Source organism: Streptomyces sp. So13.3 (genome assembly GCF_005860785.2).
Lineage (GTDB): Bacteria > Actinomycetota > Actinomycetes > Streptomycetales > Streptomycetaceae > Actinacidiphila > Actinacidiphila fildesensis.
This window is the reverse complement of the sequence record NZ_CP048835.1, coordinates 7,565,488-7,591,559: the sequence shown is the minus strand read 5'-3', so window position 1 is coordinate 7,591,559 and position 26,072 is coordinate 7,565,488. Positions and strand designations below refer to the sequence as shown.

General features: G+C 69.0%; 30 protein-coding genes and 1 pseudogene. 16 read left to right on the top strand and 15 right to left on the bottom strand.

Annotated features, from left to right (window positions below):
• Positions 1-129: 129 nt before the first annotated feature.
• From C8250_RS34050 to C8250_RS43905, 3 genes are all read right to left on the bottom strand, one after another.
• On the bottom strand, positions 130-1,020 hold the full coding sequence (locus C8250_RS34050; protein WP_138353698.1) for a DUF5655 domain-containing protein: 891 nt from the start codon (positions 1,018-1,020) through the stop codon (positions 130-132).
• 307 nt (positions 1,021-1,327) lie between these two features.
• Entirely contained in the window at positions 1,328-3,310 is a 1,983-nt protein-coding gene (locus tag C8250_RS34045) for a copper-translocating P-type ATPase (protein ID WP_244809521.1), read from the bottom strand.
• A 38-nt stretch (positions 3,311-3,348) separates the two neighbouring features.
• Complete coding sequence (locus tag C8250_RS43905) at positions 3,349-4,149, bottom strand: cupredoxin domain-containing protein (protein WP_244809519.1); 801 nt, start codon at positions 4,147-4,149, stop codon at positions 3,349-3,351.
• On the opposite strand from C8250_RS43905, the pseudogene C8250_RS34040 reads away from it, so the two are divergent.
• From C8250_RS34040 to C8250_RS34005, 8 genes and pseudogenes are all read left to right on the top strand, one after another.
• Positions 4,064-4,329 (top strand): annotated as a pseudogene (locus tag C8250_RS34040) (SHOCT domain-containing protein). The gene C8250_RS43905 and the pseudogene C8250_RS34040 overlap by 86 nt on opposite strands.
• A gap of 26 nt (positions 4,330-4,355) precedes the next feature.
• A complete protein-coding gene (locus tag C8250_RS34035; RefSeq protein ID WP_138353631.1) occupies positions 4,356-4,598 on the top strand; it encodes a DUF2933 domain-containing protein in 243 nt (80 codons plus the stop codon).
• Between the two features lie 80 nt (positions 4,599-4,678).
• On the top strand, positions 4,679-4,867 hold the full coding sequence (locus C8250_RS43900) for a hypothetical protein (protein WP_232486228.1): 189 nt from the start codon (positions 4,679-4,681) through the stop codon (positions 4,865-4,867).
• Position 4,868: 1 nt separating this feature from the next.
• Complete coding sequence (locus C8250_RS34025) at positions 4,869-5,213, top strand: hypothetical protein (protein WP_138353630.1); 345 nt, start codon at positions 4,869-4,871, stop codon at positions 5,211-5,213.
• A 16-nt stretch (positions 5,214-5,229) separates the two neighbouring features.
• The gene (locus C8250_RS34020) at positions 5,230-6,006 is read left to right on the top strand and encodes a PspA/IM30 family protein (protein ID WP_138353629.1); all 777 of its coding nucleotides are present in this window, start codon (positions 5,230-5,232) and stop codon (positions 6,004-6,006) included.
• A complete protein-coding gene (locus tag C8250_RS34015) occupies positions 6,003-6,281 on the top strand; it encodes a hypothetical protein (protein WP_138353628.1) in 279 nt (92 codons plus the stop codon). The genes C8250_RS34020 and C8250_RS34015 overlap by 4 nt, the downstream gene beginning before the upstream one ends.
• Positions 6,282-6,286: 5 nt before the next feature.
• Positions 6,287-7,213: a zinc metalloprotease HtpX gene (gene htpX / locus C8250_RS34010; protein WP_138353627.1), complete on the top strand. Its 927-nt coding sequence runs from the start codon at positions 6,287-6,289 to the stop codon at positions 7,211-7,213.
• Positions 7,214-7,233: 20 nt separating this feature from the next.
• On the top strand, positions 7,234-7,854 hold the full coding sequence (locus C8250_RS34005; protein ID WP_138353626.1) for a hypothetical protein: 621 nt from the start codon (positions 7,234-7,236) through the stop codon (positions 7,852-7,854).
• 479 nt (positions 7,855-8,333) lie between these two features.
• Here C8250_RS34005 and C8250_RS34000 read toward each other — a convergent pair whose 3' ends face one another.
• Entirely contained in the window at positions 8,334-8,927 is a 594-nt protein-coding gene (locus C8250_RS34000) for a TetR/AcrR family transcriptional regulator (RefSeq protein ID WP_138353625.1), read from the bottom strand.
• A gap of 1,393 nt (positions 8,928-10,320) precedes the next feature.
• Here C8250_RS34000 and C8250_RS33985 point away from each other — a divergent pair.
• Positions 10,321-11,052 carry a hypothetical protein gene (locus C8250_RS33985; RefSeq protein WP_138353622.1) on the top strand — a complete coding sequence of 244 codons (732 nt, stop codon included), beginning with the start codon at positions 10,321-10,323 and terminating at the stop codon, positions 11,050-11,052.
• A 179-nt stretch (positions 11,053-11,231) separates the two neighbouring features.
• Here the strand turns inward: C8250_RS33985 and C8250_RS33980 are convergent, their stop codons facing one another.
• The 3 genes from C8250_RS33980 to C8250_RS33970 are packed head-to-tail and all read right to left on the bottom strand — an operon-like array spanning position 11,232 to position 14,139.
• Positions 11,232-12,056 carry a class I SAM-dependent methyltransferase gene (locus C8250_RS33980; RefSeq protein WP_138353621.1) on the bottom strand — a complete coding sequence of 275 codons (825 nt, stop codon included), beginning with the start codon at positions 12,054-12,056 and terminating at the stop codon, positions 11,232-11,234.
• The gene (locus C8250_RS33975; protein WP_138353620.1) at positions 12,053-13,672 is read right to left on the bottom strand and encodes a radical SAM protein; all 1,620 of its coding nucleotides are present in this window, start codon (positions 13,670-13,672) and stop codon (positions 12,053-12,055) included. The genes C8250_RS33980 and C8250_RS33975 overlap by 4 nt, the downstream gene beginning before the upstream one ends.
• On the bottom strand, positions 13,669-14,139 hold the full coding sequence (locus C8250_RS33970; protein WP_138353619.1) for a MauE/DoxX family redox-associated membrane protein: 471 nt from the start codon (positions 14,137-14,139) through the stop codon (positions 13,669-13,671). The genes C8250_RS33975 and C8250_RS33970 overlap by 4 nt, the downstream gene beginning before the upstream one ends.
• A gap of 245 nt (positions 14,140-14,384) precedes the next feature.
• Between C8250_RS33970 and C8250_RS33965 the strand changes: the two genes are divergently transcribed.
• Positions 14,385-14,681, top strand: a complete 297-nt coding sequence (locus C8250_RS33965) for a hypothetical protein (protein WP_138353618.1) — start codon at positions 14,385-14,387, stop codon at positions 14,679-14,681.
• A gap of 32 nt (positions 14,682-14,713) precedes the next feature.
• Here the strand turns inward: C8250_RS33965 and C8250_RS33960 are convergent, their stop codons facing one another.
• Positions 14,714-15,148 carry an SRPBCC family protein gene (locus C8250_RS33960; RefSeq protein ID WP_232486295.1) on the bottom strand — a complete coding sequence of 145 codons (435 nt, stop codon included), beginning with the start codon at positions 15,146-15,148 and terminating at the stop codon, positions 14,714-14,716.
• Between the two features lie 288 nt (positions 15,149-15,436).
• Between C8250_RS33960 and C8250_RS33955 the strand changes: the two genes are divergently transcribed.
• Entirely contained in the window at positions 15,437-16,099 is a 663-nt protein-coding gene (locus C8250_RS33955) for a CDP-alcohol phosphatidyltransferase family protein (RefSeq protein WP_138353616.1), read from the top strand.
• A 76-nt stretch (positions 16,100-16,175) separates the two neighbouring features.
• Here the strand turns inward: C8250_RS33955 and C8250_RS33950 are convergent, their stop codons facing one another.
• The 3 genes from C8250_RS33950 to C8250_RS33945 are packed head-to-tail and all read right to left on the bottom strand — an operon-like array spanning position 16,176 to position 17,869.
• Positions 16,176-16,496, bottom strand: a complete 321-nt coding sequence (locus tag C8250_RS33950; RefSeq protein WP_138353615.1) for a DUF427 domain-containing protein — start codon at positions 16,494-16,496, stop codon at positions 16,176-16,178.
• A 54-nt stretch (positions 16,497-16,550) separates the two neighbouring features.
• Complete coding sequence (locus C8250_RS44530) at positions 16,551-16,991, bottom strand: transposase (RefSeq protein ID WP_269289181.1); 441 nt, start codon at positions 16,989-16,991, stop codon at positions 16,551-16,553.
• Positions 16,898-17,869 (bottom strand): transposase, encoded by a 972-nt coding sequence (locus tag C8250_RS33945; protein WP_198359544.1) that lies wholly within the window; start codon positions 17,867-17,869, stop codon positions 16,898-16,900. Before C8250_RS33945 ends, C8250_RS44530 begins: the two co-directional genes overlap by 94 nt.
• A gap of 169 nt (positions 17,870-18,038) precedes the next feature.
• Here C8250_RS33945 and C8250_RS33940 point away from each other — a divergent pair, with 169 nt between their 5' ends.
• The 4 genes from C8250_RS33940 (at position 18,039) to C8250_RS33920 (ending at position 21,776) form a co-directional block, all read left to right on the top strand.
• Positions 18,039-19,082 carry a DUF6585 family protein gene (locus tag C8250_RS33940; RefSeq protein ID WP_138353614.1) on the top strand — a complete coding sequence of 348 codons (1,044 nt, stop codon included), beginning with the start codon at positions 18,039-18,041 and terminating at the stop codon, positions 19,080-19,082.
• A 1,108-nt stretch (positions 19,083-20,190) separates the two neighbouring features.
• Positions 20,191-20,559, top strand: coding sequence for a hypothetical protein (locus tag C8250_RS33935; RefSeq protein WP_138353613.1), 369 nt, complete (start codon positions 20,191-20,193; stop codon positions 20,557-20,559).
• Positions 20,560-20,985: 426 nt separating this feature from the next.
• On the top strand, positions 20,986-21,165 hold the full coding sequence (locus C8250_RS33925; RefSeq protein ID WP_138353612.1) for a hypothetical protein: 180 nt from the start codon (positions 20,986-20,988) through the stop codon (positions 21,163-21,165).
• A 131-nt stretch (positions 21,166-21,296) separates the two neighbouring features.
• Complete coding sequence (locus C8250_RS33920; protein WP_138353611.1) at positions 21,297-21,776, top strand: Asp23/Gls24 family envelope stress response protein; 480 nt, start codon at positions 21,297-21,299, stop codon at positions 21,774-21,776.
• Between the two features lie 608 nt (positions 21,777-22,384).
• Here the strand turns inward: C8250_RS33920 and C8250_RS33915 are convergent.
• Positions 22,385-22,621: an XRE family transcriptional regulator gene (locus tag C8250_RS33915; protein WP_138353610.1), complete on the bottom strand. Its 237-nt coding sequence runs from the start codon at positions 22,619-22,621 to the stop codon at positions 22,385-22,387.
• A 1,432-nt stretch (positions 22,622-24,053) separates the two neighbouring features.
• Here C8250_RS33915 and C8250_RS33910 point away from each other — a divergent pair.
• Positions 24,054-24,263 (top strand): hypothetical protein, encoded by a 210-nt coding sequence (locus tag C8250_RS33910; protein ID WP_138353609.1) that lies wholly within the window; start codon positions 24,054-24,056, stop codon positions 24,261-24,263.
• Between the two features lie 585 nt (positions 24,264-24,848).
• Here the strand turns inward: C8250_RS33910 and C8250_RS43895 are convergent.
• The 3 genes from C8250_RS43895 to C8250_RS33900 all read right to left on the bottom strand — a co-directional run bounded on the left by C8250_RS43895 (position 24,849) and on the right by C8250_RS33900 (position 25,994).
• Complete coding sequence (locus tag C8250_RS43895) at positions 24,849-25,055, bottom strand: helix-turn-helix domain-containing protein (protein WP_138353696.1); 207 nt, start codon at positions 25,053-25,055, stop codon at positions 24,849-24,851.
• A gap of 286 nt (positions 25,056-25,341) precedes the next feature.
• The gene (locus C8250_RS33905; RefSeq protein ID WP_138353607.1) at positions 25,342-25,680 is read right to left on the bottom strand and encodes a PRC-barrel domain containing protein; all 339 of its coding nucleotides are present in this window, start codon (positions 25,678-25,680) and stop codon (positions 25,342-25,344) included.
• Positions 25,681-25,718: 38 nt separating this feature from the next.
• The gene (locus tag C8250_RS33900; protein WP_138353606.1) at positions 25,719-25,994 is read right to left on the bottom strand and encodes an isoamylase early set domain-containing protein; all 276 of its coding nucleotides are present in this window, start codon (positions 25,992-25,994) and stop codon (positions 25,719-25,721) included.
• Positions 25,995-26,072: the final 78 nt, after the last annotated feature.

The window sequence follows — 26,072 nt, the reverse complement described above, 5'->3', positions numbered from 1 at the left end:
GGTTAGCCAAACCGGCGATCCCGCGCATCATTGATAGTCCACCGCCACGACCTGCCCGAACGACGAAAGGCACCACCCGACGACCACAGACCAAACGCGAGCGCTCACGGCCACCGTGCCATCAAGCGATCACGCCGCGGCGTAGCTCGCCCGGAACAGATCCTGCGCACGCTCCACGTCCCTCGCCGTGCGGAGCTGCACCTCCAAGTCGCCCGTCCCGTGGTGGCCGAGCCCGGATACGTCCCGGGTGAACCCGGGAACGAGGTCGACATACTTCGGGTCGACCTTCAAGTAGACCAGGAGCTTGCTCCGCTGGGGCGGCCACACACAGGCGAAGTTCCGTAGACGCTGATACGCCCGGTACTGCTTGCGCTCAACACGGTTCACGCCGTCCCCGAGACCGTGCAACGCCTCATCGACCGCGTTCGCCAGCTCGACCATCGACGCACCCGGAACGTCGGCTGCCGCCCGTGCGTCCGCCTGCCGACGCGCACGCCGGGGTGCCTGTGGCCCGCCGCTCACGGACGCCACGGTCTCAAGGCCGAGCAGGTCGCTGCCGAAGAGTCGGTAGCGGACCAGGTCGATCGACCTCCGGTGCTCGCGTACGGCGTGCACGTCGTAGCGCGTGAAGTCGCCGGCGATACAGATCAGGCGCGGTCCGCTCCACAGCACCTGGGACGCGGCCGTCACCCCGAGCCGGTCGCGGACCAGGTGTTCGAACTCCGCCCGGTGGTCCATCAGCCACGCCATATAGAAGAGCCCCTGATGGATCACCCCTGCGTCGACCCCGCGCTTAAATTCCAATATGACCGGCGACCCGTTCTCGTCCAGTCCGAGCGAGTCGATCCGGCCCCCGTGCACCGGCCCTGTGCCGTACTCGCTCGCCAGGAAACGGACACCCAGCAGCGTCTCCATGTGCGCCTCGATGAGGCCCTGCCCATCCGCCTCGACCTCAGCAAGACGCGGCGCGACCTCGGTCACGCCGCTTTTCGTCGTCTGGAACAGCTTCAGACCCGACACCTTCCCCTCCTCGGCACCGAGATCAACAACGCCGAGCAGGGGCAGAATTGTTTCCACTGGGGCCTTCAGCCTGGTGGAGGCAGCGTGGGAGACTGCACGTACGGCCTACGAGGACCACCCGCGTCCCCTTGAACCTCAGGGGTTTGCCTTTCCCCCATATGTCCCCCACGTTGTGGGGGGTGACGCCAGGGAAGTGCGTTCGCGCAGGTCAGCGCCCTTGGCCCGGCGCGTAGGGCGAGTGCCTTCTAAGCATTTGGTCTATCGGCAGTCACTGGTCGTCGTGCTCGAGATCGTCTGCGGGCATGGGTTAGGTCCGGTCGGCGGCGGATTCGACCTGGGGCTCGACCGGGGCCGGTGCGGCGGTCGGCAGTGGGGTGGCGTGCCAGTGGCGCAGGCGGCTGGAGTTGGTGACTACGGACAGAGAGGACAGGGCCATCGCGGCCGCGGCGACGATGGGGCTGAGGCGGATGCCCCACAGCGGGTAGAGCGCGCCGGCGGCGAGGGGGAGGCCGACGGCGTTGTAGATGAGCGCGAAGAAGAGGTTCTGCCGGATGTTGCGCATGGTGGCGCGGGACAGGCGGATGGCGGTGACGACGCCGGTCAGGGAGCCGGAGATGAGGGTGATGTCGGCGGCCTCGATGGCCACGTCCGTACCGGTGCCGATGGCGAGGCCGACGTCGGCAGCGGACAAGGCTGGGGCGTCGTTGATGCCGTCGCCGACCATGCCCACCGTGCGGCCCTCGGCCTGCAGGCGGCGGATCTCGTCCGCCTTGTGCTCGGGCAGTACCTCGGCCAGGACGCGGTCCACGCCGACCTGGGCGGCGATGGCCGCGGCGGTGCGGGCGCTGTCCCCGGTGAGCATGACGACGTCGATGCCGAGTAGGTGCAGGGCGGCGATGGCCTGGGCGGAGTCGTCCTTGACGGTGTCGGCTACGGCCAGCACCCCGGCCGCCCGGCCGTCGACGGCGGCAAGGACAGGGGTCTTGCCCTGGGCGGACAGTTCCGCCGCGACCGGGGCGAGGGCGCTGGTGTCGATGCCCACATCGGAGAGCAGGCGGGCGGTGCCCACCAGGACGGCATGGCCGTCCACGCCGGCCTGCACACCCTTGCCGGTGATGGAGTCGAAACCGGACGATGGCAGCAGGCTCAGCCCTCGGCCCCGGCCACCGGTGACGATTGCGGCCGCGAGGGGGTGTTCGCTGTCGGCTTCGGCCGCCGCGACCAGCGCGAGCAACGCGGCCTCGTCGAACTCGTCGGCCGCGTGAACATCGGTGAGGACGGGCTTGCCCGCGGTCACGGTGCCGGTCTTGTCCAGGACGACGGTGTCGAGTTTGTGGGCGGTCTCCAGGGCCTCGGCCGAGCGGATGAGGATGCCCGCCTGGGCGCCCTTGCCGGTGCCGACCATGATGGACAGCGGGGTGGCCAGCCCCAGTGCGCAGGGGCAGGCGATGATCAGCACGGCGACTGCGGAGACCAGCGCGAGGGTGAGCGCGGGGGCGGGGCCGGCGACGAACCAGAGTGCGAAGGCGGCGAGGGCGATGGCGATGACGGCGGGTACGAAGTAGGCGGAGACGGCGTCGGCGAGCCGCTGGATCGGCGCCTTGGACGCCTGGGCCTGCTGCACGAGACGGATGATCTGGGCGAGCATCGTGTCCGCGCCGACCTTGCTCGCGCGTACCCGCAAGGACCCGGTCGTGTTCACGGTCGAGCCGATGACTGTGTCGCCCGCTCGCTTGGTAACCGGCATGGATTCGCCGGTGACCATGGACTCGTCGACCGCCGATGACCCGGACATCACGTCGCCGTCGACCGGGATCTTCTCGCCGGGCCGGATCACGATCTCGTCGCCCACGAGCACGTCCTCGACGGGGACTTCGGCCTCGGTTCCGTCGCGGATCACCCGAGCGGTGCGGGCCCGAAGGCCCAGCAGCGCCCGGATGGCCTCGCCGGTGCCGGCCTTGGCGCGGGCTTCCAGCAGGCGCCCGAGCAGGATCAGAGTAAGAATCACCCCGACCGCCTCGAAGTACACCTCGCGCACGTCCTCGGGCAGCAGCGAGGGCGCGAGCGTGACGAGCAGGCTGTAGCTGTATGCGGCCGAAGTGCCCAGTGCGATAAGCGAGTTCATGTCCGCGCTGCGGTGGCGGAGGGTCAGCCAGCCGGTGGAGTGGATGGGCCACCCGGTGTAGAACATGACGGGAGTGATGAGCGCCAGCTGCAGCCAGTGGTTGAGCAGCCAGCCCGGCATCCAGTCGGCACCGAAGAGTTCATGCGCCATCACAGCGAAGAGCACCGGCGCAGTGAGTACCGCGCCAATGGCCACCCGGCGCGTCAGGTCGGTGATCTCCGCGTGCCGCTCGGCGGCCTCCGCCTCGGCGGCTTCCGCATCACTGACCGGCGCCCCGAAGCGGAGGCGGCATGTACCTCGCCGCCGTCCCGGGCGCTTTCCCCGCCATCCTGTTCCCCGCTGTCCGGTTCGACGAGCATCGTGCCGTGGATCATGTTCATCCCGCACGCGAACCCGAAGGATCCGGCCCCAGCCGGATCGACACGCACGGTGGTACGCGCATACGCCGGCAGTCCAGCACTCACCCGCAGGTCAGGGAAGACCACCCGGTTGGTGCACTCCCCGGACTCCTGCCGGTCGAAGACCAGCTCCACCGGAACCCCTTGCCGGACTCGGATGACATCGGGGCTGTAGCCGCCGCGCACCGTCACCTCGACGTGCTGCACCCCGCCCTCCAGCCGCGCGGTGCGGGCCTTGCGAGGACCGAAGAAGAATCGCCCCATACCAGCGATCAACGCCACGGCCGGGCCACTACTGCAATATCGACGATATTCATGGCAGATCGTCCCTTCTCCAGGATCCCACGCCCCCAGCTTCGCCCCGGTACCCCTGCCAGGTAAGAGCTGACCGGCCTCGTGCAGGGGGCCGGATGGCCCTGTGCGCGACACCGGGTGAGGGCGACTGTGGGAAACAACAGAGAACGCCGACCGGACGGCGGGCCCCGGCCCGCAGCCCCTGAGCTCGGGAAAGTGAATCGCGATGATGTTCTGGCACGACCACGACGTCAGCGGCTGGGGCTGGTTCGCCGTGTCAGCCGGCATGATCCTGTTCTGGGCCTTGATCATCACCGCCGCCGTCCTGTTCTTCCGCGCCCTGAATCACGCCCCTGAGCAGCCCCCATCCCCGCCGGCACCTCGCCCGAGCAACCGCTCGCCGAGCGGTTCGCCCGCGGTGACATAGACGAGGACGAGTACCAGCGGCGCCTCGCCGCCCTGCGCTCCTCCGGCCCTGTCACCAAACACTGATGCCCCTCCCAAGAGGAGAACTGGCCATGAAGAACACCAGGAATTACGGCCTCTACGCGATCGCGGTCGCGATCGCCGTGGTTGGCGCACTCGCGCTCGGCGTACCACTGGGCAACCTGGCCTTGCCTCTCATCGTGCTCGCCTGCCCGCTGATGATGTTCTTCATGATGCGTGGCATGAACAGCGGCGATGACATACAGAGGCGCGGGCGTGGTCACAACGACGCACCCAAGGACCGCGACCTACACGACCACAAGCCCTTCCGCTGAACCACACGGCGACGGCAGGAGACCTATCATGGATGCGCTGGCGCCGATGTCGAACGGCGTGCTGAGCATGGTGGTTCCTGGTGGCGCTGTTCACCGAGATGTACGGCACCCCGCTGACCATCTACCTGCTGGGCAAGCGGTTCCCGCTGCTCAAGGACACCCACGCCGGCGGGCACCTGGCCCAGGCGGCTCCGCCGGGCGCCGGCCAGGCCGCGCGACGGTGCCCCGCAGGCGCCGAGCCCCGTCCCCCCGGCACGGAGGTGACCTGACATGGAAGTGCTCGCCTGGACCCTGATCCCCCTGGGAGCCCTGACCACCGCCGCCTGCGCCGTCCATCTCACCTGGAGCCACCGGCGCAACGCATCGGGACTGGCCCGCTCGATCCACCGCGCCCCCGTCCTCCTCGCGGCCGGTCTGCTGCCTGCTCCGGCGCTCATTGCCGGCGATCTGCCCGCCGCAGCCTGGGGCCTGTGGGGCGGTGTGACCATCGCTGCTGCCTCGGTCTTCTGCGCCGCCGACACCTTGCGCGACGCCCCCGGATCGCAGGCAGCGTCCCGAGCCCGGAGCGGGACACGACCGGCCGCGGGTCGCGCGGAACACCATCAAGCCGACTGAGAGGACGGCGGTCGCCATGACCAGCATCACTCACCGCATCGCCACCCTGTTCCGGATCAAGGCGAACAAGGCGCTGGACAACGCCGAGGACCCGCGCGAAGTCCTGGACTACTCCTACGAACAGCAGCTCCAGATGCTGGAGAGAGTGCGGCGCGGCGTGGCCGATGTGGCGACCAGCCGCAAGCGCGTCGAGCTGCAGGTGACCCAGTTGCAACAGTCCACGGGAAAGCTGCAGGGCCAGGCGGAGCAGGCACTTGCCGCGGGGCGGGAGGACCTGGCCCGTGAGGCGCTCACCCGCCGCACGGCCGTGGCCTCCCAGGTCACCGACATGCAGACCCAGCAGGCGTCGCTAAAGGACCAGGAGGAGAAGCTCACCCTGGCCACGCAGCGCCTGCAGGCGAAGGTCGACGCGTTCCGCACCCGCAAGGAGACCATCAAGGCCACCTACACCGCCGCCGAGGCCGAGACCCACATCGCCGAGGCCGTCACCGGCATCGGCGAGGAGATGGGCGATGTCGGCCTGGCCATGCAGCGCGCCCAGGACAGGACCGAGCAGCTGCAGGCACGCGCCGGTGCGCTCGACGAGCTGATCGCCTCCGGCGCGCTGGAGGACGCGACTCTTCCGGCCGGGCGTGACGATATCCAGGCAGAAATTGAGGCCGTCACCGCGGGCCAGGACGTGGAGATCGAGCTGGCCCGGATGAAGGCCCAGCTCCCGGCCTCTGCCACCCCGCCGGCAGTGGAGGGTGCAGAGCCCACGAAGGACCCGCCGGACCAGAAGGTGACATCATGATCATGCGGATTCTCGGCGAGGGCCAGTACGAGATCGCCGACCAGCACCTGGACCGGCTCAACGAGCTGGACTCCGCCCTGCAGCCGGCCGCCGACGCGGGCGACGAGACCGCGTTCACCGCCGCCCTGGCGGCCCTGCTGGACGCGGTGCGCAGTCTCGGCACGCCGCTGCCGGACGAGAGGATCACGCCCTCCGACCTGGTGCTGCCCGACGAGGACACCAGTCTGCGGCAGGTGCGGGAACTTCTCTCCGACGAGGGTCTGATCCCGGGGTGATGACGATGCGAAGCCGTTTCGAGCCCGACCGGCAGCTGACCGCCCGCATGGTGGTCACGATGTTCCTGCTCGGGCTGGTGTACGTGGCGTTCATCGCCGCGCTGATCGTGCTGCTCAAATCCGTCGTCCTGGTGATCGTCATCGCCGCCGGGCTGCTGGTCGCGCAGTTCTGGTTCTCCGACCGGATCGCCCTGTACTCCATGCACGGCCACCTCGTCAGCCGCGAGGAACAGCCCGAGCTGCACGGCGTCATCGACCGGCTCTGCGCCACCGCGGACATGCCCAAACCCCGGGTGGCCATCTCCGAGATGGACCTGCCCAACGCGTTCGCCACCGGCCGCAACGCCGACCATGCCGTCGTCTGCGTCACCACCGGACTGCTGCGCCGCCTGGAGACCGACGAACTCGAAGGCGTCCTCGCCCACGAGCTCTCCCATGTCGCACACCGCGACGTCGCGGTGATCACCATCGCCTCGTTCCTGGGTGTGATCGCCGGACTCATCGTCCGCTTCGCCTTCTACTCCCAGCTGTTCGGCGGACGCAACGATCGCGACCAGAACACCGCCGCCCTCCTCGCGATCGTCATGGCGGTCTCCGCGCTCGTCTACGGCATCAGTTTCCTGCTGATCCGGTCGCTGTCCCGCTACCGCGAACTGGCCGCCGACCGCGCCGCGGCCATGCTGACCGGGAAACCATCTGTGCTGGCCTCCGCGCTGATCAAGGTCAGCGGCGACATCGCCCGTATCCCGACCAAGGATCTGCGTACCGCCCAGGCGTTCAACGCGTTCTTCTTCACCCCGGCCCTCGGGCCCGGTACGGCGCTGGCCGCGATGTTCTCCACCCACCCCAGCCTGGAACGCCGCATCGAGGCGCTCGCGGAGATCTCCGTGCAGCTGGGCGAGGCGGGCGGGAAACCGGGTGGCCAGGCGTGAAGAGAAGGAGCTGAGGACCCGTGGGATTCCTGGACGTCCTGCTCGGCCGGACCAAGCCGGTCAAGCCCGACCTGGACCAGCTCTTCGGCCTGCCTTCGGCAGCGATCACCCTCCAGGCCGACATCGGCTTCACCCCGACCGGCCTGGGCTCGGTGTGCTTCGCCGCCATCGAGGGCGGCGCATTCGCCCAAGTCCAACAGGAGGTACGAGCCCTCCTCGACGCGGACTCCGAACGGGGCGGCGTACCGGTGGAGTTCAGCCGTGACGCGTACGGGTACTCGTGGCTGCTCTCCCGCCGCGACCCCGGCGACCTGCCCGCTCTGGTCAACGACCTGCACGCGGTGAATTCCGCCCTGCAGGACAGCGGCTTCGGCCCGCAGCTCCTGTGCTCTCTGGTCACCTTCCACGACGCCGAACTACGCCCCCTCGCGCTGGTCTACCTCTACAAGCGGGGCACCTTCTACCCGTTCGCGCCGCTGCCCGGCCAGAAGCGCGACAATCCGCTGGAACTCCAGGTCAGGGCCACGGCCAAGGACGACCTGCGCATCGAGGAGGACCTGAGCCGCTGGTTCCCGCTGTGGGGCGCCCCCGGCCTCCCTAGGTCGGCGAACCCCGCCTGGCGCGGGGAAGCGAACACATGACGAGAGCTGATGCCCGCCGCGAAGCCCAGGACGGTGACAAGAGCCCGAAGTGGGCGCCTTCCGTCGGCGCGGAGCACGACGGCACGTAGTTCGACGAAGTCGGGCACGCTCCTCCAGGTTCAGCGCCCTGCGCACTTCCTTCAGCCGCCGCTGCCGCTGCTTGGAGGAAGATCGAAGAGGCCAGCTTGAACCCGACGTTGTGCACGGTCACGGGCTGCCATCTCTATGGTTCCTACACCGGAAATGCCGGTCGCGGCGGTAGGGCGGGAGAAACAGCGCTTCGCGCTGACGAAGGCACCTGGGTTCCGCGCGCCCAGCGGGATCGCAACGGAATCATGGGGTTGCCTTGCTGCGCTGCGAGAGCAACAGGCCCTCGCTGGCGAACGAGGACTGGAGACGGCTACCCGTCCCGGCGGATGGATCGACGCCCCACGCGCGAACGGACCGCTTGAACGAAACGTCCCTTCGGGCGAGAGCACTCAGTGCGGGTTGCGCAGGCCGGCGAGGGTGACGTCGGCAAGTCGCACGGCGGCTGCTTTGGATGGAAGATCGGCCGCGGCGCCAAGGGCGTGCAAACAGTACTGTGCCAACTCCTGGGGGGCGACGTCGTCGCGGAGGTCGCCGGCCTGTGCGGCCTGGGCGATGAGGTCGGCGATAAGGCCCGTCAGGTGCTGCTGGGCGTGGCCTAGGTGCTCGCTTCGGTGCAGGGTTGAGACGTCTCCGCTGTGCGCGAGGGCCGCGAGTTCGCCGTGGTGCCGTTCGTGGAGCAGGGCCGCGTAGGCGTGCAGCACGGCTTCGAGCCGCGCCTGCGGCTCGTGGTGGTGGTCGCGGACGGCGGCGAGGTGGTCCAGGTGGGCGCGGATCTGCTGTTCATGCCAGGCGAGCAGGACCGCCCCGACGTCCGGGAAGTACTTGTACAGCGTGGCACGGCCGATGCCGGCCTGGGCGGCGATCTGCGACATGTTCACCGACGCCACGCCGCGTTCGGAGACCAGGCCGGCGGCGGCATCCAGAATCGCAGTGCGTACCGCGGCGCGGTGAGCGTCCATGGTCTCGGTCCACAGCTTCGGCATCCCTCCAGCGTACAAGGCGTTGAGGAAATGACACTTCGTATTGACAGAGACAGTGTGTATCGATAAATGTGGGTGGGGTCAGCCTTCCCTCAACCCGCCGAGGTGCTTGCCATGTATTCCGCCGAAGCTGAGATCCGCACAGACCGTGCGAGTCGTTACCTGGTGCAGTTGTGCAAGCACTTCAGCAACAGGGGCAGCGCCCTGCGTCATCGGCCTCGCCTTCACGCGGGCGGCGGCCGTCCGGTCACCGAGGCGGAGGCCGCCCTGATGCAGGTGCAGTGGTCGGAGACCCGCGGCGAGGTCGATTTCGGGTGGGCCCTGTGCAGCCTGCAGGCCTGTAGGCCGCGTACGACAGCAACCCGGTCACGAACAGCACCGTGATACCCACCAGCAGGACCAACCCGAACACCGAGGTCAGCCACGGACCGCGCAACGGGCTGCGCCAGAACCCCGGCCGGGCGGGTCCCGGTGGCGGACCGGAACCCAACAGGGCACGTAGCCGCCCCGGCCTCGATACCGACTCCGCCTTCGACTCCGGCTGCGGCTCCGAGACGGCATCGGCCTCGGAGTCGTTCTGCCCTTCCACAGACTCCGGTGAGACACGGTCCTCTCCCGGGGGCTCGGGGGATTCGGCACCGGCTGCGCTCGCGCCGTCCTCCGGCGATTGCGGCTCGGGGGGTGGGTGGCGTGGTCCCGGTCCCTTGTCAGGTGCGTCCATCTCGGTCCCTTTCCAGTTACACACAGTGGCGGTACGACCGTACGCCGTACCTGGTGCGAAATCGTGCCAGTGACTCCTTACGACGCGACTGATCGATCCTTGCGGTCCCCACTTCCCCGTGGACCGGGGCGGTGGGACAATGAATCGAATACGCGGGCATGCGCTTCTCAGATCCCGGCGAGGGTGAGGCGATCGCAGTGGGCGGAGTCGGTCTTACCGAACGTGAGCGGCGGGCCCTGGGAGAGATCGAAGCCGGGCTGCGCCATCATCGGCGGCTCGATCGCCGATTGCGGAGCCTCGGATCGCCCTCACGCCGTCCCTGGCGGCAGGCCACGTTCGGTCCTCGCTGCCAGGCCGCCTTCATGACGGCAGCGTCGATCGCTTCGATCTGCTTGCTGATCGTGGGAGTCCGTACCGGGGAACCGGCCATTATCTGGGCCTTCGCGGGTGTTTGCACCGCCACCGTGCTGAGCGGCGCTCGCCTCCTGGTCATCTCGGCGCGGAATGCCCTTCGGGCACCTTGATGCCCCCGACACCAACGGGACGCGCAAGCCGGCCGCCCTCGCCGAGACCGACCCCCGCTTTCCTCGCTGTATCCACGTCGATGGTGCCCGCTGCGATGCGTTGACCCAGCCGAGTCGCCGTCTGGGCGGAGCTCTGCCTTGGCGATCCGCCATGCCGGTGAAGATCTCGGAGCGGGCTCGTGGCGTGCGCAACCTGATGTACTGCCGTTCGTTGCCGTACTGGGATTCGGAACGGAGGCGGTCGATGCGTCAGGGGAAGCACAGGAAGAACGGCCGGAGCGTCAGTGCGGGCGCACCTTGGGGTGTTGAACAGACGCTGGCCTTGTTGGAAGCGACGTACGGGGCGCTGCCTCTCACACCGTCGTGTCCGGGGCCGCTCCTGCTGCATCAGGCTGATGGAGCGTTCGAATGTCACGGTGGCGGCTGCCCCGGCAGTCTGCAGGTCTTCCACGACCCGCACGGGGTGCATTTGTGCGACGGCCGTCCGCCGGGCATCCGGCCCTGGCACGGGTGCGCCGCCTGCGTCGGCGACCAGGGCACCCGTGACCGCCCCGCAGGCACCGTCGAACCGGATCACGTGGAGGTCGACTACCGGCCCGACGGCCAAGGCGGCTATCAGGTGAGGGTCTCCAGCGTGGCAGGCAGAAACGAAATGACGGCTCCCGGACTGCTGGCCGCGTACAACATGGCCATGGAGCAAGTCGAGGCACACGCCCGCCGCCTGAGCGGAGTCGCCAGGACCTGTCACCTGCTGGACGGTGACCGGGCCGCATTCGTGCCGGCCTGGCTCGCGGCGGGTGGGACCATCCCACCGCCGCCCCGCGTCGGGACAACGGCCTACTTCCCAAACCCGCCGCCGCCCAAGAGCGATCAGCCGCACTGAATGCGGCGCCCCACGCTGCGTGGACCGGGATAACGGAGCCTCTCGGGGATACCTGCACGGTGGTTGCCATGGCAGAGGTCCTCGCCTCTGCGGGTGCCTGCTTTCGTGTCGACGCTAGGACCGGTGGGCTGTTCCGCTATGTGAGGGCGCTTACGTACGGCCGGTAGAGGGAGGGGCCGTCAGGGGGATTTCTCGGCGATCAGCAGGGTGTAGCCGAGGGTGCCGTCCGCGACGGCGGCGCGGGAAGCGGCGAGGACGGCTGGGGCCGCGGCCAGGTCCACGCCGGCGTCGTCGAGTCTGGCCGCGGCGGTCATCCGTAGCAGATTCAGCCGCGCCTCGATCTGGTCGATCATGCGGGTCATGGCCGCGTCATGGCGCTCGGTGTGGATCGTAAGGAGCCCGGCGGCGGCCAGAATCTCGGCGTACTCGGCCGGCGAGCGGGCATCGGCGATGCAGGCGATCCGCGCGCCGAGACCCGTCAGTTCCGGCGGGAGCCGGTCGGAGGCGGCGGTGACATCGGCGATGCCGACCCGTCCACCGGGCCGAAGGACACGGGCGAACTCCGCTGCGGCTTGGACCTTGTCGGGGAAGGTGCACAGGGCGCACTCGCACACCACGGCGTCGAACACGCCGTCCGGAAAGGGCAGGTGCTCGGCATCACCGGTGGTGAAGGTGACCCGCTCCGCGAGTCCCACGGCGGCGGCCGCGCCCTGGGCGAGGGCGGCGTTGGCCGGCGAGTAGTCCACGCCGTCCACGCACACGCCGAAGGCGTCGGCGAGCAGGAGGGCGGTGGTGCCGCGGCCGGACGCCACATCGAGAACGCGGCTGGCGTCTGTGAGTGCGAGATGGCCCGTCAGGCGCCGGGTCAGGGCGGTGCCGCCGGGATGGTAGGAGTCGCCGAGCAGCAGCGCGACCACGTCGGATGAGTACGCGGCGGCACAGCAGGCTTTGAGCTCGTCGCCGGCCGCAGCGGGCAGGCGGGTGCTCTCGTCGGGCGCGGTCATCGTGGGCCCTGTTCGTATTCGGCGGCGGTTTGTGCGCTACGCACGGTCTTGGAGCCGTAGGCGGTGTCGGTGAGCCGGTCGGCCAGCGGCAGGGCGTTGGGTACGACACCGGCGACGGGGACGCCGGACATCTGCGCGCGGATTTGTTCGCGGTAGCCGACGGAGTTGTAGGCGCAGAACGGGATGAGCCGTCCGTCGGGGGTGATCTCCTCCACGCAGCACTTCATCAGCTGTTTGACGTTGAGGGTGTAGGGGTCCTGGAAGTCCTGGACGACGATCATGAACGCCTTGTCGCCCAGGTCCTTGACGGCCGATGGCAGGTCGATGCCGCAGGCGTCCGCGCAGTCCAGGGCCTGCGCGGTGGCCCGCAGTTTCTCCTGGGTCGTCTCTGTGCCCATGAACGCGGAGGCCGACCACAGCTTCTCCAGGGCCTCGCGGATCCCGGCGTCGGGCATGACACGGTTGGTGACGTAGTCGAGGTAGTCCTCGACCTGCAGCAGGCGCGGGATGGGCAGGACGGTCCGGTTGCCCGGCTCGCCGTTGACGATCAGGTAGGTGACGGAGCGGCAGGTGGGGAAGCAGCAGGGGACGGGGAAGAAGTCGCCCTTCTGAAACCAGGCGGGCCGCTGTTCGGTGATCAGCTTGATGACGTCGGGGTTGGTAAGCCGGTTCAGCGGGTCGAAGGCGACATGGCGCCCGGAGTGGGTGACGGGCTGGAACGCGACGGAGCGCACGGCGGGGTGGTCGATGCCGAAGGTGATGATGGGGCCCAGTTCGTGCTCGTTCAGTCCGCGTTCGACGGCGGCGACCAGGGTGACGGTCAGCCCGGCCTCGGCGCAGTTGTCGAGTGCCTTCTGCTTGAGTTTCCGCAGGTCGCGGCCCCGGATCTCGCGGTGGGTGCGCTCGTCGAATCCGTCGAACTGCAGATAGATGTTCACCGACTTGCCCGGCACCTGATTGCGTTCGCCCAGCTCGGCGACGAACCGTTTGTCGGAGGCGAGGCGGATACCGTTGGTGTTCAGCGTGACGTTCTTGATCGGCCGGGCCTGGGCGAGGTCGATGAAGTCCAGGATGTGCTGATGGATGGTCGGCTCGCCCCCCGAAAACATCACCACCTCCGGCTCCCCCTCGGAGGCCACGAAGACGTCGAGCATGCTCGCGCACTGGGCGTGGGTGATGGAGTAGCCGTCAGCCTGGTGGCCGGAGTCGGCGAAGCAGATCGGGCAGTCCAGGTTGCAGCCGGTATTGACCTCGATGATTCCCAGACACGCGTGCTGCTTGTGCTCCGGGCACAGCCCGCAGTCGCTCGGGCAACCGTCCTTGACCTCGGTCTGGAAGACCAGCGGGATGGTGCCGGGCTTGTTGAACCGGGCCGAGGACAGGTACTCCTCAGCGTCCCCGTAGACCAGGGCCTCGAACGGGCCGTGCTCGGTGCAGCGTTTGCGCAGGTACACCTTGCCCTCGCGGATGTTGACCTGGGCGTCGACCGGGGTCTTGCAGATCGGGCAGATCGACTTGGTGAACTCGATGAACACCTCGTCCCGGGCCCGCTTGACCGGTGCCGCCGGTGTCGGCGCTCCTTGATCCGTCGCCGGTGCCGTCTCGTCTGTTGTCATCGCATCTCCACATGGTCATCGTCGTGGGCCACACCCGTGCGGGTACGGGCCTGAGGGGTGTCGGCCCGGGCCCGGCGGGCGGCACGCAGCAGCACCGCGGCGTACAGGAGGGTCAGCGCCTCTTGGACCAGCACGATCCAGGACAACGGCTGGGACAGGCGGACCCCGAAGCAGCCGCAGTTCGCGACCGTAAGACCGCGGGCGTATGCCTGCACCGCCAGCGCGGCCCACATCACCGAGACGGCCGCGTAGATCCACACCGGGGTGCGCGCCGTCGATCGCGGGTGGGCCAGGAACCAGATGCCGCACACCAGCTCCCCGGCGATCAGGGTCACCGCGAGCGCGGTCGCCGCAACGCCGTCCACCAGCCCGTACGCGGCCAGAATCGAGGGCATACGCCCGAAGGAGACGAGCTGGCCCAGGGCCATCGCTGTGTACACCGTGCCCAGCACCAAACGCAGCACCATAGCTTGAACGCTACGCCCGGCTGGGGCCGAGACCTGTGAGGCCGTTCACCGAACAACCGCCTCATCCACACGACCATGGGCAACACGGGATCCCGCCGCCGAGATGGCAGGCGGGATGCCTCGGAAACCCAGGGGCACGTGTGTCTGCTTATGGTGCGCACCGGCGGGTCGGTCCCCCACCGACTGGGAGAACCCCGCACCCGCTCATCACACGTAGAATTGGCTCATACGGGCAGGGAGGCGTCATGCGACGCACCATCCGCATCGGACCATTCAGATTCGGGGCCGGCCGCAGCCAGGAGCGTACTGTGCCCGGCCCGGTGAGCCGCGATCGTTTCGCCGTTGATGTGGCAGAGGGGCTGATGGGCGTAGGCGTCCCGTTCAGGCGCGGGTGCAGCGCTCTGGGGTTCCGGGTACTCGTCACCGACAAGGAAACCGGCCGACGCCAGTACGTCTCCGAAAGCTACACACACGACCAGGCGTATGCCAACGGCCAGAAGTACATCACCGAACTGGTCACCGGCAGGAAGCGCGTGAAGTGACAGCCGGACGTGCCCGGTGCGGGCGCGGCGCGTCACCGGGGGCGGGCGCGTCGCTCCGCTTCTTCCTTGACTACCCGGAGCGAGCCGGCGACCGTCTCCTCCCACCGTGCTGCGACCAGACGGCCCCAGCGTTCTCCCAGCGCCCACCCGTCGGTGCCCAGCTCACCCCGGTACTCCAGCCGCGTGCCCGGGCCGTTCTCGGACAGCACGAACGACTCGACGACGGCGGGTACCGGGCCGCGCACCAGGCGGAAGTCGACCCGGCCGGGGCGGGTGAACCGCACGGTCTCTGCCGTCGTCGCGGTCAGCCGCCCGCCCGCTACCGGAGTGAAGTGCGCGGCGAGCACCATGTCGGCGGACCGCTCCAGCACCTGCACCTTCTCCCGCATCGCCCGGGTCGTTCGCCCGAGATAGGGCTGCGCGATCACATCGAAGACCACGTCCCTGGGCGCGCTGATGTCGATCACCTGTGGTCCCAGAGAACGGGTCCGCCGGCCCACACCCAGGTCGAGCGGCAAGGCCCCCGTCACCAGCCCCGCATACCCGGCCGCAACACTGCCACCCGCCACCGCCACCAACGACAGCCGCCTGCCCCACCCCATAACCCACGTCCGTTCCCATCCGCTCCACATGCCGTCCGGGCACGACGCTACGCCCTGCCGCCGCGACCGTCGGTGACCACGCTCGCCGTCCGCCCACGGGTCGGCCCTCCAACGTGGGCTCAATGACCCGCGCCCGAAGAAAGGCCGGCCCACGTGTCCGTATCCGATCTCACCGACAGCCGCACTGCGACTGACGCGCTTTTGCGGATCCTGCCCCAGGGCCGCTGGAGCCCGCAGGCGGTCGCACGTTTTCTCACCCTCGCGGCCGACCGGTCAGTGCGCCAGGCGGCCCGGCGTCCACGGGCTCTCACGGAGATCACTGCCCTGCACCTCGGGTTCCTCACGCTGGCCCACGGGCGCGGGCGTGGATGGGTGGCGGCCAGCTGGACGCTGAGCGCCCTGCACCTGGGGATGCTGGAAGACCGCGTCCGGCTCTCGCCCGCCGATGTGCTGACGCTGATCCGCGGTAACCTCCCCGCGCTGGCTGCGGGGTCGGGCCGCTGGGCCGGTGTGGTGGCGATCGCCTCGGATCTGGCCGACGGTCACCTCGCCCGCCGCCAGGGCACCGCCTCCCCCTTCGGCGACTACGCAGACTCTTTCGCCGACGCCGCATTCTGGACCTGGCTGGTACTGCGACACGAACCCAGCCGCGCCGTCCGCGCCGCGGCGGTCACCACATGGGTGGTGCCGGTTGCCGCCGTGACCGCCGCAAGCCTCGCCCGCGGCGCGATGGCCGACCGGCCCCGGCCCGCGCTGTTGCGTCCGGCGGCCGCGATGCAGGCCATCGTCGCGGTACGCCACCTCCTGCGCCCCTGAACCGACCGCAGCCAACACCCCGCCGTCCGGCCGCCGACGCCCAAAAACGCACGGGTACGTCGGCCGGTTGCGCTAGTCACACGCCCGCGCCAGAGCCCTCGACGCTCTCCATTACGCCCACGACGGCCACCGGTGTGCCAGAACGCGACGTGGTTCTGATCTTGCGGGCGAAAGGGCTGGGATGCGGGTAGTACCAGGCCGCGTTCGGGTTGACCTCGTCGCCGACGCGCACGGTGTAATAGCTGGCGATGCCCTTCCACGGGCACAGTGACATCGCCGGGCTCCTGGTGAAGTACTCGCGATGCAGCGACTCGGGTGGGACGTAGTGGTTACCCTCGACGACCACGGTGTGCGCCGCTTCCGCGATCACCGTGCCGTTCCACACTGCGCGCAACATGATCCGTCCTCTCGCCAAACGGGGGGTGTCCCCTACCGAAACTATGTCGGGTCCTCAAAGTTGAACGGTGCGGAGGTGTCTGCGGGCTTGGCGGGTGGTGACGCAGCGTGTGCGTAGGCGTTGGTTTTCGGCGTTGCGGAAGCCGAACGCGTTGCGGGCGACGAGCTTGATCACGCGGTTGATGCCTTCGCTCTTGGCGTTGCTGTGGCCGGTGGTGATGAACGCGGCGATCTCGGTCCACCAACGGTCGATGGTGGTGGCGAGGGTGCGGACCTCGGGGATGTTCGCGTCCGCGCACCAGGTGAGGAACTTCCAGCGGGCGTGGCCCACTTGCTCCCGGCTCGCGCCGGTGCGGGCCAGGGCCAGGAGGTTGCGCAGGCTCTCCTTGGCGATCCACGCCGTCAGCAGTGTCTGTCCGATCTTCCCGTCGCCCAGCAGCGGGTTCCACATGGTGGCGAACTGGTCGTCGGTGAGGTCTTCGCGGTTGCGTAACAGGCGGCGACGGGCCTTCCGCTCCGGGTCGGTGGCGCGTCCGCGCCGGCCACGGTCTCGGCGGTGGTGCGCCTGCGCACCAGGGAGAGCATCTTGTTCGCGAGCTGCACTACGTGGAAGTGGTCGACCACCACGATCACGTCGGGCAGGCCGGTGCGGATCGCGGCGCGGTAGGTGGCCGACATGTCGATGGCGACGTGACGGATGTTCTTCCTCCAGGTCAATGGCGTGGTCGAGAGCCAGGCCAGGACGTCGGCGACGGTGCGGCCTTCGACCTGGCCGAGCAGGCCGCCGGTCCCGAGCGCATCGACGAACCCGGTGTGCCAGCGATCCCTGGTCATCTTCCCCTTCCCGGTGTCCGGCTCTTGCTCCCAGCCGGTCCGCCCGCGCCTGGTCTCATCGATCCCCAGCACCTCGACGTCGGGGAGCTCAGCTTCGACGACTTCGCGGACACAGGTGCGGAAGGCGTTCATCACGGTCGGCCAGGACAGGCGCAGATCGCGGACAGCCTGGATAACCGTGGATCCGGAATCGCGCACCCGCCGCCCGGACGCAGCCCGCAGCCGTCGGGTGATCCGGACCCCGGCCGGTATCTGCTCGATCTGCTCGGTGAACGACCTCCGTGGACAGGCCGTCTCACGGCACCACCAGCGGCGCTTGTGCCAGACGAGCTCCAACCTGCTCTCGCCGGAGGGAAGATCACGCGGCCGGGTGGTCGCTGAACCCTTCACCCGGGAGGCGAAGACCCCGCAGGCCGGACAGGCCCGCGCCGCCTCCTCCGCCGTGGCCAGGTGGACCCGGCGCCCACCGCACTGAAGCCGTTCGACCCGCATGACGGACACGCCGTCGAGGTCCAGCAGCAACGTCGTATCGTTGACCAAGCCCGTGGCTCCCCAGTGATCCTTTTGCCTCAAGAACAGATCGCCCAGGGCCACGGGCGCCCTGCTGCCAAGGCCACCAACAACCCTATCCACCAAACGCAGTGACTATTGGTCAGAGCGCACACGGAGGGCACACCACTCAGCTGTGAAGACCCGCTACGCTGGTCCCGTGGGGGCCTATCGCTGGATTCGAGCCGCCGCCGACGCACGCGCATCGAACGGCATCGCCGTTTCGTGCTCTGCCCGGACTTTCGACACCAAGGACGAAGCCCGCGCCCACCTCCAGGATCACCTGGACTCGCGCGCGGGCGGGGATGACGACCATGCTCTCGCAGCCGAACGCCTGCGGAGCCTTCCGCCCTACGCCGGGATTGTCGTGGGTATCCCGGGGATGAGCTGGCGCATCACGTACACCGGCTACGATCTGAAGATCTTCTCCGTTGACCGCCAAGGTGTGGTCAGTTGGGTCACCACACGACCCCCCTCTTCACCCTCGGCCGCGCCCGGCAGCACAAACGGTCACCGCATACCGGAGGAAGCAGGGGCGCCCTCCGAAGTGGTGAAGATTGCGGAGCAGCACCAACTCGGCCGGTTTGACGATGCGTTCACGGTAGAATGGTTCATCTCGCTTAGGCCGACGCGCCCGAAGGTCCGGATCTACGCATTCGAGAGCGGTGTCGTCCGGCACCAGGCCGACACGGAGCCCCAGGTGTTCCGGTGGGACCAGATCGCGACGGTAAGCCAGAGCGTCGTCAACCGCTTTACCAACGGCCGCTACAAAGGGACCAGCTTCCGCTACGCACTGACCCGCACCGACGGTGCCCAGATCCACTTCCTGGGCAGCTACAAGGACTCGGCGTACGCCCGACGTGCCGACCCGAACCATTGGGCGAGGCGGTACAACCAGCTCGGCCAACGGGCCAACCAGAGGGTGTCGCAACTCCTGCTGCCCAGCGCGGTAGAGGCGCTGCGGCGTGGTGATTCCCTCGCCTTCGGGAAGATCGCCATCAGCGCGGACGGCATCCAGAGCAAGACGGGCCTGGTGCCGTGGGCCGACATCAGCAGCGTGTCCGCTGACAACGGCTATGTGACCATCAACGGGGCAGGCACGTTCTGGTCGCTGTTCAGCAAGCCAGTGAGCGAGGTCCCGAACGTGCCGCTGCTCATGACACTGGCCGACATGTGCCGCCGGAACACCGAAGCCGGCCCGTGACACCCACAGAGGCGTCGCAGAACGCACAGCGCAGGATCAGATCACATCTGGATGCATGCCATTGCAGTCCGGGTCCTGGATTGGACAGGACGGATGCGGTCTGCGGTCCGGCTCGGGCAATGACGGCCCGAGCCATGACGGATCGGGACCGCTCCCGCCTCGTTCCAACGGCGGAGCCTTGAATACGGCGCACAGACAGCCGTCCGCGCAGGCGGCTGTGAACCGGCGTCCCCCATGACGGTAACGCGGGTGGCCGCACCCGCACTTGTACGTCGCCCAGCTCGCCACCCGGACCTCCGATACCCGATACCCGATACCCGATACCCGAATGAGATCCGAGAACATGTACTGATCGCAACCCCTCTCGCATTAACGAATGTTGACGCAGCGACAGCTGCCTACCCCTGGCGCGGGAGGTGCTGTGGGCGGAGAGCTGTTTGGCCGCGAGGTTGTGCCAGAACGGCTCGCGCCGCGGCTCATCGGGCTGCCGCCCAGCGGGTTTCAGCAGGTTAAGACTGAGCACGCGGAGGATCCGTCGGCAACCCGGCCATCACGGACAGTGACTGCCGGTCGGCACACTTAGGGGGCGCACCGCTCAAGTTCGAAGACCCACTATGTCGGCGGCGTGATTCGGTGAGCGCGCTTCCATTCACGTCCGCGTTCAGCCCAGGATGTCGCCGAAACCGGCGCAGCCATCGCCCGCTCCTTGCTACGGACGGTCCCGGTGAGTGTGTAGTGCTCGGCGCCGAAGCGGGCCGCTGCCTCCGAGGCGGCGAAGAAGTCGATGCAGCGCCGGCGCTGGGCGACTGCCCACCCTGTTCGTCGTCGCCGACCTGCTGTCCGGCAAAGCGGTCCTTCCACAGGCCCAGCACACCGACATTACCTCACCGGCCTGGGAGCCCTCCTCACGGCCGTCTACGCAGTCGGACTGATCTTCCGCCCACAACGACGCATCGCCCGCATGGGCATCGACTCCCTCGCCGTGCTGATCCTCTACGCCGTCGGCATCAGCGAGCTCATCGCCCTCGCTTATGCCTGTCCAGCCGATCATGTGCCGGTGCTCGATTCTCCTCGCTAACGTGACTGGGTCGATGGCGAGGAGGATCGTGTGCTTATTGGTGTGTTGATCGGGGAGAGTCTGCGGGTCGGGAGCGAGTTGAACAGCGTGCCGTTGCAGGTCACGTCGGTGCGGCGGATCGAGGTCGCGAGCGCGACAGACAGGCAGCCCCGGCAGTGGACCCTGCTGGATCTCCCGGCCCCGGAGGGCGACGCCGGGCGGCTGGCCGGTGCGCTGGCAGACTGCCTGGCTCCGTCCGGCGGCTGGTACGTCAACTACCACACCGGGGCCGAAGCGTTCGTCGTCTTCGCCGACCGTGCGTTTCGCTACCCCCGCGGCAATGGGGCTGCCCGTGTCACCGGCGAGGAAGACGCCCGTTCCGTGGGTGTGCCCGAGCCTCAGCGCGACTGGGAGGACTGAGCTCGTCCTGGTCAGGTACGAAGCCGGATCACCACACTGGCGGCAGTGACGGTGCCGAGAAACACATAGCGGCGCTTGTCCTAACGCGTGGCCACGGCCCGGAAGACCTTGAGCTTGTTGATTGCCCGCTCCATGACATTGCGATCTTTGCAGCGCGCGGCGTCGTTATCGTCGGCAACTAATAGGAATGAGGCGTGCTGGCTGAACTGTCTTCGGTATTCGTGCAGGTCAGAGGACACTCTATGCGTCACGGTACCCACCGCGGTGGATGAGGGCAGCACCGGTGTGATGCTTCGAGGAGATCGCGGGAGATGTGCGCCCGGTTGTGCGCCCGGCCTTGGCATCGGAGGGCAGAGGGAGGCACGCTGAAGGTGAAAGGCATCCCGGCGGCGATCTGCAAACTTCGGGCCGGTGGAGGCGATGGCTATGACTCTCTTTTTGCTTCTGATCCTTGTGGCTGTCGTGCTGGGAATCATCGGCGCGGTGGTGGAGGGGCTGGGATACCTGCTGGTCATCGCCATCGTGCTCTTCGTGGCCACCTGGGCCTTCACCGCGGTGCGCTGGTCCCGGTCGCATCGAGGAACGCGGAGACGCCACCTGCGATGACCGCGACACCCAGTGCCCGGCGCGACCGGACCCCCAACGAGCGGGTCCGGGCCCGGGCGGGTAGGAGTAGGAGTGTGGCCGATACTTTCGCGGGCCCTTGGGGGCCCGCCTGATCGAGGAGGTGGCTTCCCGTGACGGAGGCGACCAGCGCAGCCAAGAGCGATCCCCGAGCCTCTGGCGCGACGACCTTGCAGGGAAAGGTCGGAGCGGACGCGGCTGCGGCGACCCGGGGCAGGACAACCATTGCGGACGGCGTGGTGGAGAAGATCGCGGGGATGGCGGCGCGGGAGGTGCCAGGTGTCCACGCTCTGGGCGGTGGCTTCGCCCGCACCATGGGCGCGGTGCGCGGCATGGTCCCCGGCGCACGCGCGGGCGTCACCCAGGGGGTCAAGGTCGAGGTCGGTGAGATCCAGACCGCCATCGACCTGGCGGTCGTCGTGGAATACGGGGTCGCCATCGCCGATCTGGCGGCAGAGGTCCGCGAGAACGTCATCGCAGCAGTCGAACGGATGACGGGTCTGGAAGTCGTCGAGGTGAACATCGCCGTCAACGACGTTCATCTGCCCGACGAAGACGAGGACGAGACGGCGACCGAAGGACGCGTGCAGTAGTCAGCCGTCCGCCCCCTCCAGCGGGGGACCTATCCCTGCGGTCGAACCGGAATCTCCTGATGCGCGTCGCTCGCCAGTGATCACCCCGTTGTGAGCTGGACATGAACCGGCGCCTCGATCTGGACCTCGCCGCCGTCACGGAGCACACCCCGCGCAGTCCGCAGGGCGGGGCTGCCCCGGCCCAGAGCGCAGAAACGATGGGGCGGCCGGGATCGGGCCGCCACGCACGGATGACCACCGGCCGGTAGGGCTGGCGGCCATCCGTGGGGTACGAAGCTGACCGGGGGGTCGTGCGCTGCCTCGACGGGGGGGGTGGCAAGGCAGGCATCGCTTCGCGCCGTGCATGTTTTCTCCACCCCCTGCACCGTCCCCGCACCTTTTCGCTCGCATTCCACCCTCCCTGACGAGGCCGGGTGCCAGTCACTGGTGGCCGGGACGCTTCCACCGATGGGGGTGGCGGGCATGTTGCGCGTGGTGACGGTGAGGACGCAGGGCTTTGGGGGTGAAGAGGTGTTCTTCGTACCGGCCCAGGGCGAGGAGCAGGCCGAGGAGGATGACGGGCAGCAGCACGACGATCAGGGCCGGGCCGGGGCCCGCCAGGGCCAGGGTCAGGCCGGCATCCTGGCGGGAACGTGGGCGGCGGCCAGAACCTGGGGCAGCGGCAGGGCCAGATCGGCGGCGAGTTCGGCCAGTTCTGGCCCGGTGGGGTGGACGGGCCCGTCGGCACCGTCCTGGGCGAACGCACGAATGCGCGGGGTGCGGATACCGGTGCGGTCCGCGAGCGCCTGCGCGTTCAGATGCCGGGTGCGCATGGTGGCCTGCAGCAGTTCTCCCAGAGCGTCCATCTTCTACCCCTGCCCCCCACCGGCGCCCCCATGCCCTCGTGGGGCGCGACACCTACGGGAAGCGGCGTGGCGGCTGGCCGGGCTGCTCACTAGGCTGTGCTCCGGCAGTCCCGCTACCGCCCGCCCGGCCACCCGGGACTGCCGCACCCACGCACGGCCTTCCCACCGGCTGCCGGGGGCGGATGGCTGGCCGCCACTGCTCTCATCCCTCCCGCGACGGTCCCGCGCGGCGAGCACGCTCAGGCCGACCCCATGATGCTTCGCCGACGCCCGTAACACCAGGCTCCGGCGCGGTGGTGCCGAGGAGCCGGGCAGCCTGCTGGCGCAGGGACGCGATGGCGGTCGCGGTCTCGGTTTGCAACCGTGCCGTGATGGTGTCGAAAAGCGCCTCCAGCGGTGTAGCGCCAGCTGCAGTGTCGCGGTCCGCTTCGTGGTTCACACGCTTTCTTGTGCCCCCGCAGGCCGAGGCCATTCTGGTTGTTCCAGCTGGCCAGCACCGGGCGCCATCGTCATCTCCCGCTCCTGTCCCGGGGCCGCAGGAACGAGCGCTGCGGCGGGCTCACCGGTGTCCGTCTCGTCCCCGGCGGCCTCGGGCCAGCGGCCGAAAGGCCCGTCCTGTCCGGGACGTGCTCCGAGCAAGGGCGCGCCCTTGGCGCGCTGGCAGCCGTAGATCATGCGCTCATGGTCCCCGTGCGCGGGCCACAAACCGCGCCGACAGGCTGGAGCCGCCGGAAGTCGGCGTGCGCCGCTTCGTTGAGTATCAACGGCCTCGCGTGGGACGTGCGTCAGGAGGACAGGGCGGTCGGCGCGGGCCAGCGGCTCCAGGTCTCCGGACAAGGCGGCGTGCAGTGCGGCGAGTTCGCGGGCCCTGTCCTCGCCCGCCAGGCCGTTCAGTGTGTAGTACCCCGGCCCCGAACTGGAACTGGTCTCACCGCTACGGACCAGACGGATCGCGGCGCAACGAACAGCCTCGTGCGCGCAGTCGTCGATGACGTGCCCTCTGCGGCGGTGAGCGTGTCGGCCTTGACCACCCAGCGCCGGCCGCGGCGCTCGACGCCGACGTACACGGCGTCCGCCATCGTGGCCGCCTAGTACGCGGTGTTGAACGCGTCGAGACCCGTGGCGTCCGGGATGAGGTGGGCGGGGCACGGGATCGGCAGGCACTGCATGAGAAACATCATGGCAGGAGGCAAGGGCCCTTCGCCGCAGATCAGGAGGCGTCCCCAGCCGCACGTGATCGGGAGCGGTCAGAGGCGGGGGCGCCAGCAGGTGAACATGCACCGGTCGTCGCCTGCGGCGAGGCTGAAGGGCAGCGGCGCGGTCGAGGGAGAAGCTCTGGCCGGGGGCGAGCCTATGGATCGCCCCCGCCGTCTGCGGTGCCTCACCCCATCAGGCGATTCCGCTGCCGCCGCAGGGACCGATAAGCCTAATCATGCGCACCGATCCCGGGCTCGTGCCCGCCTGTGTCCGCGAGATCATCGACGGTGTCGTCGAGGCCGTCCGGACCGAAGACGCCCCGCGCGTGCGGGCCTTGCTCGACGATCTCGCCCAGGTCGCCGACCCCGCCGCCTTGCTCCTGCTGCGCAGTCGGCTCGCCGACGATCTGTCCTCACACGATGTGCCGGGGGGACTGTCGCGGTAACGCCCGCGTCAGCGCCGTGCCGCGGTGGACCCTCGGTGGAGTGATGGGTGAGCGAGGGGGGTTGCGGGCTTGCGTGCATGGTCGTTAGTCGGGGGTGACAGGCACACAGGCGTTCGTGAGCCCGACCGGTCGGCGGCGTAGGGCAGCCGGTGACGGTGCGGAAACGGGTCTGCGCGCGGACGATCCGCCGATCTTTGCGGCGCTGGTCGAGCGGTGGCGGCAAGCCGGGCGGATGCTGCCGGGGCAGGACGACCGCGAGTGGTCCGAACTGGTGTCCAAGGTGCCGGCCCTCGGCCTGACATCAGGGCAGGATGCCGGCCTTCCCTCCGGCGTCGTGCCGCCGCCGCAGTGGGCGGGCGCCGTCACTAGCTTCCGCCCGACCCCTGACACCACGGGGTCAGCCGGATCGGGCGGCCCTGGTTGGGCCCCGTCCGATCCGGTGCCCCAGCCCGGCACAGCCGCCCCTAGGCGACCCGGGGGCGGATGGGTCGCCTCCCAAGCGTCAGCCCGACGGCCACCGCTGTGAGCGCCTGGTGAGCGAGCTTGCTTGCCTGGCAGAGCGGGACAGCGGATCGCCAGGGCGCACTATGGCGGTGTCGGCTGTGCTCGCTTTCCTCCGCGGCCCCTGAACGGAACCCGAGCGCTGACCAGCAGGGCGCGGACGCCACCGTAGGAGCGGTCAGTGCGCTGCGCGATCTGGCGGATCGTTGCACCTGCCTCGTACATCTCTTTGAGCTGGGCGGCTGCCGCCGCTCGCGCCGGTCCGGTCAAGCGCGGCGAGCGCGTCCGCACCGACGGCGCTCCCGAAGCCGCGGTGTTCTTCGCGGCCGGTCTCTTCTGCGACATGCCCAAGATCCTCATCCGCGCGCCTGCCGAACACCGCGCATCCCATCGGCAACAGCCGCCGCTTGGCTTACTGTGGGAACGTGCGCAACTGGTCGGCCCCCCGCGAACTTCCCCCAGCGGCTACGGCCGCCGCGTCACCCGCGCGTGCTGCGACACGGGACGACGCGGCCGAGGCCATCGCGCAGCAACCGACCACGGTGGGAGCGGGGCACGAACCCGCTCCCACCACAGATCAGCGGTCGCCGTAGTAGGTGCCGAGGCTGCTGCGGTAGTCGGCGCTGCCGGCCATGGTGTCCGGGTCGTACTCGGGCGCGTCCTTGACCTGGTCCTTGGTGCGCCCGACATGGAGGGTCTCCTGGTCGTGGTCGACGCGGGTGATGGCGCCGGCGGGCACCATGACGTGCTTGCCGATGAGCCAGGGCTTGCAGTTGACCACGATGTACGCGGCGCCGACCTCGTCGGTAGCCTCGTCGACCTTGCCGATGTGCCCGTCGGTGGCCTCAACCTTGTAGCCGGTCAGGTCCGTGCCGGACGTGTACTGCGCGGCGGCGGTGTAGTCCCACATGCTCATGCGTGTCACCTTCCGTTTCTGCTGGTAGGGGGAGGGGCTCAGGTGTGGAGGTAGCCGTTGGTGCCGTCGTGGCTGTCGGCGTGTTCGTCGTCGAACCAACGGTCGCCCGCAGCGAGGTAGCGGAAGCCGAAGCACCGCTCGGCGGGCATCGCGATGCTCACCGCGCGGGTGCCGTCCGTGCGGGCGGCCAGCGGGTGGGCGCCGGGCTGCCAATCGTTGAAATCCCCCACGACACTGACCTGCGCGTGCGGGTGATCGGCGGGAAGGATGAAGGTGACCGTGGTGGTGTCCTTCGTCCGGGTGCGCTCCAACATGACGGCTACTCCTCCAGGCGGTGGGTGGTGAGGCCTGATGGATTCCCCGAAACCACGCAGAAACGGCGGCAGCCGGTG